At 53.0% G+C, this 13,750-nt stretch carries 15 protein-coding genes; 5 read left to right on the top strand and 10 right to left on the bottom strand.

Annotated elements, in window-relative coordinates:
• Positions 1–149: 149 nt before the first annotated feature.
• A complete protein-coding gene (locus G549_RS0101730; protein WP_027833584.1) occupies positions 150–764 on the bottom strand; it encodes an HD domain-containing protein in 615 nt (204 codons plus the stop codon).
• A 38-nt stretch (positions 765–802) separates the two neighbouring features.
• Positions 803–1,612 carry a CAF17-like 4Fe-4S cluster assembly/insertion protein YgfZ gene (ygfZ, locus tag G549_RS18545; RefSeq protein ID WP_051213150.1) on the bottom strand — a complete coding sequence of 270 codons (810 nt, stop codon included), beginning with the start codon at positions 1,610–1,612 and terminating at the stop codon, positions 803–805.
• A 50-nt stretch (positions 1,613–1,662) separates the two neighbouring features.
• Between ygfZ and G549_RS0101720 the strand changes: the two genes are divergently transcribed.
• Complete coding sequence (locus G549_RS0101720; RefSeq protein WP_281491778.1) at positions 1,663–3,030, top strand: dihydroorotase; 1,368 nt, start codon at positions 1,663–1,665, stop codon at positions 3,028–3,030.
• 280 nt (positions 3,031–3,310) lie between these two features.
• Here the strand turns inward: G549_RS0101720 and G549_RS0101715 are convergent, their stop codons facing one another.
• On the bottom strand, positions 3,311–4,501 hold the full coding sequence (locus tag G549_RS0101715) for an ATP-grasp domain-containing protein (RefSeq protein WP_205468020.1): 1,191 nt from the start codon (positions 4,499–4,501) through the stop codon (positions 3,311–3,313).
• Between the two features lie 759 nt (positions 4,502–5,260).
• On the opposite strand from G549_RS0101715, the gene G549_RS0101710 reads away from it, so the two are divergent.
• Positions 5,261–6,031, top strand: coding sequence for a putative zinc-binding metallopeptidase (locus G549_RS0101710; RefSeq protein WP_210162381.1), 771 nt, complete (start codon positions 5,261–5,263; stop codon positions 6,029–6,031).
• A gap of 194 nt (positions 6,032–6,225) precedes the next feature.
• Here the strand turns inward: G549_RS0101710 and G549_RS18540 are convergent, their stop codons facing one another.
• The 6 genes from G549_RS18540 to G549_RS0101680 form a co-directional block, all read right to left on the bottom strand.
• Positions 6,226–6,897 carry a hypothetical protein gene (locus tag G549_RS18540; RefSeq protein ID WP_051213147.1) on the bottom strand — a complete coding sequence of 224 codons (672 nt, stop codon included), beginning with the start codon at positions 6,895–6,897 and terminating at the stop codon, positions 6,226–6,228.
• Between the two features lie 30 nt (positions 6,898–6,927).
• Positions 6,928–7,188, bottom strand: a complete 261-nt coding sequence (locus G549_RS0101700; RefSeq protein WP_027833580.1) for a hypothetical protein — start codon at positions 7,186–7,188, stop codon at positions 6,928–6,930.
• A gap of 91 nt (positions 7,189–7,279) precedes the next feature.
• Entirely contained in the window at positions 7,280–7,654 is a 375-nt protein-coding gene (locus G549_RS0101695; RefSeq protein WP_036220801.1) for a TIGR02301 family protein, read from the bottom strand.
• Between the two features lie 74 nt (positions 7,655–7,728).
• Positions 7,729–8,736: a DUF3179 domain-containing protein gene (locus tag G549_RS0101690; protein WP_027833578.1), complete on the bottom strand. Its 1,008-nt coding sequence runs from the start codon at positions 8,734–8,736 to the stop codon at positions 7,729–7,731.
• 64 nt (positions 8,737–8,800) lie between these two features.
• Positions 8,801–9,190, bottom strand: coding sequence for an NUDIX domain-containing protein (locus G549_RS18535; protein ID WP_036220799.1), 390 nt, complete (start codon positions 9,188–9,190; stop codon positions 8,801–8,803).
• Positions 9,187–9,618: an Lrp/AsnC family transcriptional regulator gene (locus tag G549_RS0101680; RefSeq protein WP_036220797.1), complete on the bottom strand. Its 432-nt coding sequence runs from the start codon at positions 9,616–9,618 to the stop codon at positions 9,187–9,189. Before G549_RS0101680 ends, G549_RS18535 begins: the two co-directional genes overlap by 4 nt.
• Positions 9,619–9,745: 127 nt before the next feature.
• Between G549_RS0101680 and G549_RS0101675 the strand changes: the two genes are divergently transcribed.
• Together G549_RS0101675 and G549_RS0101670 are read left to right on the top strand one after the other, a co-directional pair.
• Entirely contained in the window at positions 9,746–10,654 is a 909-nt protein-coding gene (locus G549_RS0101675) for a DMT family transporter (RefSeq protein ID WP_027833576.1), read from the top strand.
• 15 nt (positions 10,655–10,669) lie between these two features.
• Positions 10,670–11,401, top strand: coding sequence for an SOS response-associated peptidase (locus G549_RS0101670; RefSeq protein WP_027833575.1), 732 nt, complete (start codon positions 10,670–10,672; stop codon positions 11,399–11,401).
• Here G549_RS0101670 and G549_RS0101665 read toward each other — a convergent pair.
• Complete coding sequence (locus G549_RS0101665; RefSeq protein WP_027833574.1) at positions 11,398–12,810, bottom strand: FAD-binding oxidoreductase; 1,413 nt, start codon at positions 12,808–12,810, stop codon at positions 11,398–11,400. The genes G549_RS0101670 and G549_RS0101665 overlap by 4 nt on opposite strands.
• A 117-nt stretch (positions 12,811–12,927) precedes the next feature.
• Here G549_RS0101665 and fabI point away from each other — a divergent pair, with 117 nt between their 5' ends.
• A complete protein-coding gene (fabI, locus tag G549_RS0101660) occupies positions 12,928–13,725 on the top strand; it encodes an enoyl-ACP reductase FabI (RefSeq protein ID WP_027833573.1) in 798 nt (265 codons plus the stop codon).
• Positions 13,726–13,750: the final 25 nt, after the last annotated feature.

The following is a 13,750-nucleotide window of genomic DNA, read 5'->3' as shown; positions in this document are numbered from 1 at the left end:
AATCTCCTTAAAAATGCTGATTAAGGATTTATCAACCATTGGGGTGGAGCGTCAAAACAATGCTTAAGAAATGGTTAATATTCGTGCCAAAACGGGACGGTGGGCGCGGCAAAAGAAGAAGTGTGGGTTACAGCGTCGTTGGAAAGAGGCTATCGGGCGGCCGGGCCCGAAATCTTAGAAAAGTGGCTCATAAACTCTTCATGCGCCACATGAATGGGCCAGGGCCGGATCAGGTTTTCAAAATCAGGCATGTCGAAACTGGCAAGGCTGGGCTCGCCAAAAAGCTTGCGCGCTTCAGCGGGCTCAAAACCCGCTAAATTCACCGCTTCGAAATAGGCCGCTTGTTGATCGGCCTTCTTAATCTGCTTGACCACCTGCGCTGTCGGATTTGCTGGCAGCGAAAAACGCACATGTATCGCGCCGAGTAGCCGGTTTTCAAGCTGCTTATATTCGCCACCCATTGCCGCTTTCAGAGGGGAGATAATGTCGCCCATCACATATTCGGGCGCGTCGTGCAACAGGGCATAAAGCCGGGCAGAGCCATCAAACTTCGGATTGGCCGCCGCGGCCAGTTGCATCACCAAAACAGAGTGCTGCGCTACTGAAAAGGCATAATCGCCATTTGTTTGCCCGTTCCAACGCGCCACACGCGCCAAACCATGGGCAATATCACTCAGCTCAATATCCAGTGGCGAAGGGTCCAACAAATCCAAACGGCGGCCAGACAGCATACGCTGCCATGCACGGGGTTGAGTTTTCGCCATTGAACGGACGCTCCGAAGTCTAGAAAATTGCGCGGGATCTAAGAATCGCTCAAATCGTAGCTTGCCCAGTTTGGTGCCGCAAGTTGGATTGGGGTGCCGTGGTGCAAAAATGTGCCCCCTTGTTTTGCTTTGTCGATGCGCACAAGGGCGAGGCCGGTTTGGCCTTGCGTGTTCAGCATGTCGCCCACTTTTTTCCCATCGGCTTCAATTTCAGCAGGGGCGCCGATTGGCCCGTCGGCACTGGCAATCATCACCCGCTTGCGCGCCGTGCCGCGATGCTGCATGCGTGACACCACCTCTTGGCCGATATAACACCCTTTTTTGAAATCAATGGCGCCGGGCAGCAAATCCATGCCGATATCGTGGGCGAAAAAGCTGTTGGTTTCAAAGTCGGCAGGGCAGGCGGCAATGCCATTGTCGAAACGTGTTTGCGTGTAGGCTGATGTGCCATCCGCCCAAGCGGACGCCGCATCCGCTGCTTCATAGTGGCGAAAGCCCATGCCGGGGCGGATATCTTTAAAAGCGCTGTTGGTTGCGTCGCTCGACCAGCCCACTGCCAAATCGTCTGCCAATGACATTTCCACGTTGGCGCGCATTTTATAGAGCCGCATCCGCTTAAAAAAATCATCGACCAGCGCCGAATCGAGATCAGCGTAAAACACATCGTCTTTGCGGAAAATTTGCCCCTCAAACATGATCTTGCCTTGCGGTGACAGCAGCGCAAACCATTGGCAGGTTTTCTCCTCGAGCGCGCGCACATTGGCGGTCAGCGTATCATGCAGCAGCTTTTCAGCGTCCGGGCCAGAAAAGGAAATTAATTTGCGATCAAGTTTGAAAATAGTTGGCATAGGGCCTCTCACTTGGCTTGCCCTTCATGGGGGCATCGCGTTAAACCGATATGAATTACATAACATCTAAAAAAGAGCACACCACCATGAATGCGCAATTTGACAAAATTTTTATCAACGCAACGCTGGTCAATCATGATGGGGTGCATCAGGCAGATGTCGGCGTAATCGATGGCCGCATCGCCCATATTGGCGATCTGCAAAGCGCCGACGCGAAAGAGACCATCAATTGCAAGGGGTTGCACATTCTCCCAGGCGTCATCGACACACAGGTGCATTTCCGCGAGCCCGGAGCCGAGCATAAAGAGAACTTGGAAACCGGATCGCTCGCCGCTGTGATGGGGGGCGTCACAGGCGTTTTTGAAATGCCCAACACCAACCCGCTCACCATTGATCGCGCCAATTTTGAAGATAAAATCAAGCGCGCCACCCACCGTATGCACTGTGACTTCGCGTTCTATATTGGCGGCACGCACGACAATGTGGATGAGTTGCCAATACTTGAAAAACTTCCCGGCTGTGCCGGCGTGAAGGTATTCATGGGCTCCTCAACTGGATCGCTTTTGGTGGAGGATGACGATGGGGTGGAAAAAATCCTGTCCGCCATCACCCGACGCGCGGCGTTCCACTCTGAAGATGAGCCACGTCTGAACGAACGCAAGCATTTGCGGGTTGAAAATGTCCCTTCGAGCCATCCTGTGTGGCGCGATGTGGAAGCGGCAGTGAAATGCACCAAGCGTTTGCTGGCAATCGCCCGCAAAACAGGCAAACGCATCCATGTGCTGCACATTTCCACGGCGGATGAAATGGATATTTTGGCGGCCAACAAAGATGTCGCCACAGTTGAAGTGACGCCGCACCACCTTACGCTTGACGAAACCGCCTATGAACGGTTGGGCACCTATGTGCAAATGAACCCACCCGTGCGCAACGCAGAGCATCGGGCTGGTATCTGGCGCGGCGTTGATCTGGGCATCGTGGATGTGCTCGGATCAGACCACGCGCCGCACACCCGCGAGGAAAAAGACCAGCCTTATCCAAACTCCCCTTCGGGCATGACGGGCGTGCAAACCTTGGTGCCGGTGATGCTGGACCATGTGAATGCGGGCCGCATGAGCCTTGAGCGTTTTGTCGATTTGACCAGCCATGGTCCCAACCGTCTGTTCCAAATCAACAATAAAGGCCGCATTGCCGTGGGCTATGACGCGGACTTCACGATCGTTGACATGAACCGCGAACAGACCATCACCAATGTGTGGATCGCCTCCAAGCCAGGCTGGACGCCATATGACGGCGTAAAGGTGAAAGGTTGGCCAGTGGGCACCATTTTGCGCGGCAATCGCGTGATGTGGGAAGGCGAACTGGTTGATGCGCACAAGGGCGAGCCAATGCGCTTCGCTGAAAGCATGGCGGGATAAATGAGTTTATCCTCCGGCGCATTTTGACGCAAAACGGGGGTTATGTGGAAGTGCGAAGTTCACTTTCTGCATGAATCCGATCTCCGCTATAAGTCCGTTTAAGACAATTGGTCTTTCGGGTCGACCGTTACCCCCGGCCCAAAGTGGACACTCGCTTCCATGTGAGTGAATGTCCACATGTATATATTCGGCTACTGCTCAAAGAACAGAGTCACTGACGCAGGCCAGTCATCGGCTCTGAAATGTTTAAGCAGATATTGCGACTGCGTCATCAACCTGCCTAGACATAAAAGTCCAACTCTTCCTGCGCTTTGAGCAGATCGCGCAGCTTGATCGGATCATCCCCAAAGAAAAATACCAATCCCCAGTGGGTCCCGAAGGCAGACCGATCCGGCACGGTTTCTTGCGCGGGTTCAATCAACTCGTGGTTGTCAAAATACGGGTGTTCGGTGGTTTCTTTCGGCATCTCGAGCTTGCTGACCACACGACGCCGTGGATACACACCAAAGCAGCCCGCGTAACCCTTCGCGTCTTCCACCGCGCGAGGGAAAAAGGCATCCACCTCTTCCTTGGTGCTCTTGGGATCAAAGACCAGGATAGAGGCCTGGTAGGCATTGAAGCCGTAGGCTCTCTCAATCAACTCAAACGCTTTGAAACCAGGTGGGCGATAAGCAACCTCGCCAAAGTACATTTCCCCGTCGGACGTCACGAAGTATTCCGGGTGAATCTGGCCAAATTTGATGTCAAAGGTCTTGATCAATTTTTCGATCTGCTTGGTGATCGCTTCGCGCCAGCTTTCCAGCTCTTTTGTCGCGGGCACAAAGACAGAATAACCGAGCGTGACATATTCCGAGATGTTCAAAAACTTGATTTCGCCGTCGTGGATCCAAGCCTCGACCGCAAACTCCCAGCCGTCTAGGTGGCTTTCCATCAGCAGGGGATATTCTTCCAGCGGGATTTTATCGATGTCTTCGATGTCACGGATCATGCGGTGTCCAAGGCAACCGGCCTTATCGAAGGCCTTTACATGGATTGGATCGTCCGCATCGCCGTCGAGCTTCAGCAGCGTCTGGTTAACCCGCTTCATGAAGCGAATGATGTCATCTTTTTCGTGAGCTTCCTCGAAAATACCTACACGTATACCACCCAGCTGGGCGCGACGTTTCATCAGTGCCTTATCCCGAAACAAGACGGATTGCCCATACATACGGGGCTGATCCATAAGCACCGAGTTGATGGCGCCAGACCACTCGACAGTTTCTTCGAACAAGGGAATGGCGACATCGACACCCTCATCCTTGAGCCGTTGGGCAATCTTTATGGACGTGTCGTCTAGCCGCGCGAAGTCCCATGGAATGTATGGAATATTATTCGCTTCACAAAAGTCAGCGGCCCAATCGGGCGCAACCACAATATAACGACGGTCGAACTTCTGGGCGGCTTTGATGGCGTTGACGCTCCAGCCCAGCAAGGCGACATAGCCTTTGTTCGGGTCTTTAGGCGTTTCCGTTCCGCGAACAGAATCAAGCGTTGGGTCGGTCCAGTCCGCGACGTCGTTGGCTATTGGGGCTTCTGATGATTTTAAGATAGGGCATTCTCCTTTACTACAATGGTAACGCGCCGACGTTCGATTGGTTCCGTCAGCAGTTTTTCTTGCAATTAGGGTACGTGCCCGACTTCCATACTGTCAAACTAGCCCCGGTTTTGCTGGTTGGAGGGCGGCGCTAAGCATAAATATGTATTGATATATGTGGTCGCGCACAGATTTTACCGAATGGTGGTTGTTTCCAATGAAGGTCAACGTTAGGTTTGGTGGCGAGACGTGAGACGGGTATAGGCTTTTTCATCTTATTCATTACAATTGCCCAAGATTGCGGTTGGAAGCCGACAGCTTTCTTTGGCTGGTTTGGGTGTTGTTAAAGCATCGGTTGTATGTCTTTCCTAAGGCTGCAGAAAACACAGTCTACACCCTTGGTTGTGTGATCTTCGGTTGATGACTTGCGCCGCGTGAACGAATTTTTGGAGCTTGTTCTACATGTACGTTTTTTCCAATCCTGTCGGGGCAGGCTCGCTTTGGTTTCACAATCTGGCTACGGCAGATGGAACCCCGGTAGGCTATGATCCTCAGGCCCGCGCGTTCATTCCAACCCCACCATTTTGCGCTAATCGTGAGATCATCGGGTGCAACTGGATCGCAGCGAAGCCTGGTGCCCTTTGTCGCTCATGTGCCATGACAACTGTTTCGCCGGACATCTCGAATCCAGTCACGCTTTCGAACTGGGCGCGGACCGAGGCAGCGAAGCGGTGGGCCTTGGACAATCTTGGCCGCTGGCATTGGTTTCGCCCGGAGGATCTAGGCGCACCTCCGACGTTTCACATGCTCGATGATGGGCCAACTCCCGTTGCCATGGGGCATGTGGATGGCGTGGTTACCATCAGCGTGGCTGAAGCCGATCCAGTCCTCAGCACAACACGTCGCGAAGCGCTCGACGAACCCTACCGGACCATGATTGGTCACATGCGGCATGAAATCGCCCATATGCTCTGGTGGCGCCTCAGTTTGCGCGCCGATTTCCTCGATGCTTTTCGTGCCGTATTTGGCGACGAACGCGAGGACTATTCTGCGGCGCTGCAACGCCACTACAGCAATGGTCCACCAGAATATTGGAACCAGAACTACCTGACCAGTTATGCATCTGCTCATCCGCACGAGGATTGGGCCGAAACGACCGCGCATCTGCTGCATCTGACTGATATTACGGATAGCGCGGTATCGGCAGGCTTTTCGTCGCCAGACTTCCCGCATCCCAACTGGGATCCTTATGCGGAGCCAGACGCCAACGCCCTACTTAGGGTAGCGGTCTCTGTCGTTACGGGGGTCAACCACATCAATCGTTCCATGGGCTTGGCGGATATTTACCCCTTTATCATTTCCCCTGCAGCACAGGAAAAGCTTGCCTTCGTTCATGAGTGGCTGCGCAGAGGTTCCCAAGGCAGATAACGCCCAGTTTAAAGACTGTGTGAATGTCGGCTCGCGCTTGCGGCGAACTTCCGCTCCCCGCCCATTTCAGAAATCATGTAATTATTGAGTTGGGTCGCACACCTGCCGCTCAACATACTGTTACAAAACGCAAATTGTCGCGCAGACTTTCCCAGGTCCAACAAAAAAAGCCTCGGCAAAACCGAGGCATTCTCTTAATCACCAGCGACGAAAAAGCGCCAAACGCCGTTTTCGTCAATTCCGACGCGGAAGAAGTACCAGCCGCCGTAAAGGCGCATTTCTTCAACGTCGAGATGACTGACAATTTTGTAGACTTCAACCAGCTCTTGCGGGTTAAGCTCTTGCAAATTGTGGGTCGCATAGGCGGGCCAGACAAACATTTTTGGACGGCCATCACCAAAATCTTGCACCGCGTAAGGCGCCTCGAGCAGCTCGAGCATAATGGCCATCAGCTCGAGGCCTTCGCCATCATTGGAGCTGTCGCGTAGATATTGGATGGGTTGATCCACCACCCCAAAGCTGAGTTGCGGCACCTCTGGCTGCGCATCGATAATGGGGCGAAATTTCTCGACATCGCCGGATCGGGCCGCATCCATCAATTGATCGCGCGTTTTCGCCACTGTGCTGGGCAGAATGGCCAAATCGCGCTGCGGATCAAGATTGTCGTAGGCCGCGGCCCGCGCATCGGCATTTTCATTGGGCGGGATGATGATTTGATCATCCGTCACGTCCTGATCGCCGAACTGCGAGGAAATATCGCTGTTGGCAGGGCTGCTATTGTCGGTTGTGGTGGCAAATGCGGGTGCGGTGAGGGCACCCAGGCAAAGGGCCATGGTCAAGGCGCTTGGAGCTAATAGCTTGGCCATGATGATGCAGCCTTCCGTCAAAGGACTAAATTATTGAATGGTACGATCAACCGTATATTCACCCAGCTCAACTTGACCAGGCAATTTTTCCAACAACTTGGCAATTGGGGCTTCGCCATATTGCTCAACAAGTGTGGCGATGGCTGCAAACAAGGCAGCATGGGCAAGGGCTTCTTTTTCAACGCCTTCCACATCGGCATTACGCCATGCTTCGGCCAGATATTGCAGCGCCAGTTGGCGCTCCTCATCATCGCGTTCAAAAAGCGATTGTGTGCGTGAATATTCAAACATTTAGTTCTCCTGACATCCAAGCTGTAACATGGGTTTAGGGCGCGGACATCAAGGTTCTTTAATAAAGGTTAATTTGAGCGAGAAATCCACATTATTCGGCGTAACGGATGTGGATATCGTAGCTGATCTTGGCCCCCTCATCGAGAAAACGGCCAGTCAACATGTTCGCTGAGTCGGTGCAGCGGCTGTAGGTTTGCTGGAAATCGGTGTAATTGGCATTAAATGCACCCGCCAAACGTGCGCGGCGATCATCATCCACCTCGTCCAAATCCATCAGCTCTGCCAATTGCAACCGCCAATCAACGCCAGAGCGCATGCACAGATCATCCAGATGATAAAGCGCGCCCATAATTTCGGCCAACCGCTCCATTTGCGGTTGATAGGCCGGATCAATGGCTTTTGCCGGCAGAGCACTGCCAAGACAAAGCAAAAGCACGGATAAATATCTGGCCGTTTTTATGCGCAAAATCGTCTCCTAAAAAATGCGGCACCGTCAGTCTTAAAACGATGCCGCAAAGTAGGCAACTAGGGAGGTCGTATTTACTGCAATATGGTCAGGTCGCTCATAAAGGCGCGTGCGGCGAAGGCAAATGTGATTTCATGCACCACAGGCTCGTCCTCACCCGTAGCCGTTTTGCGCACCACTTCGATGTTGCCGACATCACGCCCTTGGCTGATTTCGCTCCGGTCCAATGCCGAGGCTTGCCCGGCGGACCAACGAAAGATCAGGTCGTTGTGAACCACTTCGCCTTTCTCCTGCAGCAGCGGCAGGGCAACCCCAATCGGGGTGGGGGATTGCACCAACGCCACGCGCATCATGGGATTGATATCGTCGGGAATTTCGCCACGGAAAAGGAACGGGCGGGCGGAACTGTCATAGCCAACATAGGGATTGCGACCCAATTGTTGAATGCGGCGCGGATCAGGCACCAAGATGTCGCCATCGGGATGCAACTCGCGGAACAAATCAAGGCTCATCAAGCGGGAAGGATATGCCTTAAGCTCTTCACCCGCGCGATCACCTGCGATCGCTTCCCCATTGAATTGCTGCCACCAGTTTTGCTCCGCCCGATCATACATGATCAAATCTGAATGGCGCAGCTTGCCAGTGGTGCCGAATTCAACTGCATCGCCGCCGACGCGACGGTCAAACACAATAGATGTGTTGCACAGCGGGCAATAGGTGACCGCAACGGGCACGCCGCCAACCTCGTCATTGACGATTTCGTGCCACATCATAATCCGCAGCGGATAGGCGCGGGCATCCCCATTCAGTTCAAGTCCGATAACAGGCTCATTGCCTGGAATGCCGGCTTCTTCCGCCACGGGTTTGAACTGAGGATCATCAATTGATGGGATATTGTCGCGGCCAATCACATCGATCACTTCGTTGTAGCTTACGGTGGCTTTGGAAAAGTCTGTTTCCCAGCCTTCCGCTGCCCAACGTTGGGGCACGTCTTGGTCGGGTTGCAACTCTTGCGCCAAAATCGCAGGAGCGCCGGCCACCAGCGCGGCGGCAATCAAAACATTGAAGATGAGTTGTCGCATATTTGTCTCCCAAAATCTGCCTGCAGCTTGCCGCATTAGACTTAGGGGAGCCAATCAAATGCGCTCACAGTTCGGTGAGGCGTTGGTGGGCTGCACGAATGATGGTCCACAAATCTGGCGTATATGTAAGGTCCGGCACCTCATGCAGCGAAGCGATTTGCACCGCCGCCGCATCATCAAGCGCCTGGGCATTTGCGATGTCGGCATGGGCGACGAAAACTTGCAGCGTGTAACCCGCCGATGCGTGTTTTTGCACCTCGTGGAACTGGGAAACGCTGAGCCCGGTCTCTTCCCTGATCTCGCGTTGGATCGCATCCTTGGCAGATTCGTCAGGTTGCATGCGACCGCCGGGCAGGGACCAATAATGCTGAAAGGGCGGGTGTTTGCGTTGCACCAGCAAAACATTGTCGCCATCAAACAAGGCGGCACTGACCACATTGACCAATTTGCTCATAAGGGCGGCAACCGACGTTTGACTGGCGAGCTTTTCACAATGGAACTGTTGGTGGCCGCATATTGGCTGATGCCGTCGAGAATCAGGTCGAGCTGTTCGATCGACTTCAAATGGATCTTGCACACAAAGCAGTCTTCGCCAGTCACCTTGTCACATTCGGTAATCTCCGCCGTTTGCTGGATCAGCTTGGTGACCTTTTGCAATTGTCCTGGCATCGGGCTGACCCGAACAATGGCACGTAGCGGATAGCCAATTTGCTCCGGCACCACATTTAAAGTGTACCCCTTGATCAGCCCGCGCTCTTCAAGTCGCTTTAGGCGCTCTGATGTGCTGGGGGCGGAAAGTCCAACTTTCGCGGCAAGCTCTTTTAGTGGCGTTTTTCCATTTTCAAAAAGAGTTTCAATCAGAAGTCTATCTGCATTATCCATATGAAATCGCCAATTCACCTAATTTATTTCGGTAAATATGTATTTTAGCCGAAATATTCATATGTGCAACTCTGCGGCTTGGGTTTAGCGTTAAACCGGATTACAAAGAGCTTGAAAGAGAAGAAATATGCAACGCAATTGGATAGGGGTGGTGGAACTCGTCACCGCCATGATGATTTCTGGGACCATCGGCTTTTTCGTCGTGGTCTCCAACCAACCCACCTTTAACGTGGTGTTCTCGCGCTGCATCATCGGTGCCGTGGGGCTCGGCATTGTTTGTGCATCTCTTGGCATGTTTAAGCGTGAGTATTTCACCAAGCGGAACATTACCTTGGCTGTGTTAAGCGGGGTGGCAGTCGTCACCAACTGGATATTGCTTTTCGGGTCGTTCTCCAAAGCCTCAATCACCATTTCGACCGTGGTCTACCACACGCAGCCGATCATTTTGGCGATGATGGGCGTCGCCTTTTTGGGCGAAAAGCTTAATTTTTCCAAAATCTTTTGGTTACTCTTTGCCTTTGTCGGCATGATTGCTGTGGTCAGCGCCAGAGACATCTCAACCGACACTGGCACCGACTATTTGATGGGCGTGATCATGGCGTTTGGCGCAGCCATGCTCTATGCGACAACCGTTTTGTTGGTGAAAAAGCTAACTGGGGTTCCTCCACATCTGGTGGCGCTGACCCATGTGAGTGTCGGCACCATTATGTTGTTGCCATTGATGCAGTGGCAGATCATGCCTGAGGGGCAAACCGAATGGGGCGCCATTCTGGCGCTGGGGTTGGTGTGTACGGTGCTGATGTACATCATCATGTATGATGGCATTCAGCGCCTGGAAACCACAATGACCGGTGCGTTGGCCTTTATCTATCCTATTGCCGCGATTCTTGTTGATTATCTGGCATTTGACCGTCAACTGACATGGCTGCAATGGGTCGGGTCTGCGGCGATCTTGTTTGGCGCTGCCGCGATGACACTGCGCTGGCGCGTTCCCTTTATCGACCGGACAAATGCGGCTAAACTGCCCGCAAAATAAGGATAGGCAAATCATATGTGCGGGCGACTGGATCTACATCATCCACAAGAGGAATTGCTGAATTTGTTTAAACTGAACGAGTTGGACAAATTCCCAGCCCGCTATAACATTCCGCCCACCCAGCCCGTTTTGAGCATCATCAATCAAGGCCGCGGCAATGAGGCCCATCTAATGCGTTGGGGCCTTGTGCCGCACTGGGTAAAAGACCCGCGCGAGTTCACTGTGTTGGCCAATGCGCGCGTGGAAACAGTGGCGGAAAAGCCAGCGTTCAAAAGCTCGTTGAAAAACCAACGCTGCTTGGTGCCCGCCAGCGGCTATTATGAATGGTTGCGCAAAGATGGCGAAAAACAACCCTTTCATATCCACAAAGAGGATGGCTCATTGCTGGCGTTGGCCGGACTTTACGCCACGTGGGAGGGGCCGAATGGAGAAGAGATCGACAGCTTTGCAATCCTGACCCAAGAGGCGACAGGCGAGTTGGCCGATATTCATCACCGCACCCCTGTACATGTGCCCAAAGAGGATATGGAAGATTGGCTCGACACCAAAAATGTTAATGCGCAAAGCGCGTTGAAACTGGTGCGCCCGCTCATCAAACAGGGCGTGACCAGCTTTCCGGTGTCGAAAGCCGTCAACAATGCCCGTAATGAAGGGGCAGAGTTGATTAAAGAGGTCAGCTTTGAAGAAAAATCCAAGGAAAAAGCAGTGCCGAAATCTAAAAAGTCGACACAGCTTGATCTGTTTTAAGGGCGTACGATTTTACCGGGATTGAGTATATTTTTCGGATCAAGCGCCAGCTTGATGCTCTTCATCATATCCAATGCCGTTGGGTCTTTCTTTTGCGCCAACAAATCAGCTTTCAGTTGCCCAATGCCGTGCTCGGCTGAAATAGACCCATTAAGGCGCGCCAAAATTTCGTAAGTTGCTGCATGAATGGCCGGGGCGGAGGCCTGCAAATCGCCTTCATAGCCTTCCGGCGCGAGGAAATCATAGTGGATATTGCCATCGCCCATATGCCCAAACGCGACAGAGCGGATGCCCGGCAGAATTTCTTCTGCAACAGCGTCCACCTCTTCAATCAAGGTGGGAATATCGCGAATCGCCACCGAAATATCGTGCTTGATGGAATCCCCCTCGCGCTTTTGACATTCGGAATAGTTTTCCCGCATCAGCCACATCAACTGCCGATCGCCCAGCGAGTTGCAGACTGAAGCATCTTCGACCAGCCCTTTTTCGACCAACTCCTCCAGCACAGCCATCAGCGCACCATCTTGGTCGCCTTCAAACAGCGAAAGCTCCATCAAGATATGCCAGTTAGACGGTGTATCCTGGGAACGCGGGTCACGGCCAATGAGGTCGTGCTTCATTTGTAAATCAATGCCGATGGTTGGTAGCAATTCAAAGGAAGTGAGGCGGTTGCCGCTGCGCTCACGCACAATTTCAAACACATCAACACCAACTTGTGGTGACGCGATATTCAACAATGCCGTCTCGAACGCGCGGGGACGCGGAAACATTTTCATCGACGCTGCCGTGATGATGCCTAATGTGCCTTCGGCGCCGACCAGCAAATCTTTGAGATCATAGCCCGTATTGTCCTTGCGCAGTTTCGAAAGGCCATTGTAGATGCGCCCGTCTGCCAACACGGCCTCAACGCCCATGCAAAGGTCGCGTGAGTTGCCATAAGCCAGAACGGCGGTTCCCCCCGCATTCGTGGACAAAATGCCACCAATTTGGCACGTGCCTTCTGACCCGAGCGAAAGCGGGAACAGGCGATTGGCCCCTTCTGCATGTTTTTGGGCTTCCAACACCGTAACGCCAGCTTCAAGCGTCATCACATTGGTAGAGGCATCTATATCGCGCACTTGCCGCATTTTAGCTAAGCTGAGAATGATCTCATTGCCATTGGCGGGCACTTGGCCACCCACAAGACCAGTATTACCCCCCTGGGGCACCACAGAAACACCGTTCTGATAGGCAAATTGCATCACCTTTTGCACCATCGCGACAGAGGTCGGCGTCACGGCACAGCGCGCGCCTCTATGAAACAAATCGCGGGGCTCATCCAAAAAGCGCACCATGGCGGCATCGTCTTGGTGAAAATTTGCATCGCCAACAATTTCAAGAAGTTTATCAAATGGTTGCGCCGGGGTCATGGAACACTTTGCTCTAATTTGAGGAAACGGAACAGTAGAAAACTGATACAAAAACTTGCCCGTTTTCCCCGGCTGTGTCAAAACCCAATTCAAAGGTTTTTCTCAAGGAGTGCATTTATGACCAGCGGCAACCTGATGCAAGGCAAACGGGGCGTAATCATGGGCGTGGCCAACAACCGGTCAATCGGTTGGGGTATCGCCAAGGCAGTTGCGAGCCAAGGCGCAGAGCTTGCCTTCACCTACCAAGGTGAAGCATTGAAGCGTCGTGTGGAGCCCCTAGCGGCAGAAGCTGGCTCGGATCTGGTGATCGAGGCCGATGTCACCGACGAAGCGGCGCTGGACAAAGCCTTTGCCGCCATCGAAGAAAAATGGGGCAAGATTGACTTCTTGGTCCACGCGATTGCCTTTTCAGACAAGAGCGAGCTCGAAGGTCGCTTTATCGACACAACGCCAGGTAACTTCCAGAACTCCATGAACATTTCGGTTTATTCTTTGGTTGCCGTGGCCAAGCGGGCCCGCAAAATCATGAATGAAGGCGGCTCAATGGTGACCCTGACTTATTACGGGTCTGAAAAAGTGGTGCCAAATTATAACGTAATGGGCGTGGCCAAGGCCGCACTGGAAGCATCCGTGCGCTATCTGGCGGCCGATCTTGGTCCAGAAGGCATCCGCGTGAACGCCATTTCTGCCGGTGCGATTAAAACACTGGCCGCGTCAGGCATTGGCGACTTCCGCAAAATGTTGTCTTACGGCGAAGCCAACTCACCATTGCGTCGCAATGTGTCGATCGACGAAGTGGGCAATGCTGGCCTTTATCTGCTGTCTGACCTTTCGTCAGGCACCACAGGTGAAGTGCACCATGTGGACAGCGGCTACAATGTGATGGGCATGCGCGTACTCGATAGTCAGGAATAAGCAAACCACCGCAGCACTTAAGAGC

Origin of the sequence: Maritalea myrionectae DSM 19524 (assembly GCF_000423365.1) — a bacterium.
Lineage (GTDB): Bacteria > Pseudomonadota > Alphaproteobacteria > Rhizobiales > Devosiaceae > Maritalea > Maritalea myrionectae.
This window is presented reverse-complemented; position numbering and strand designations above follow the sequence as displayed.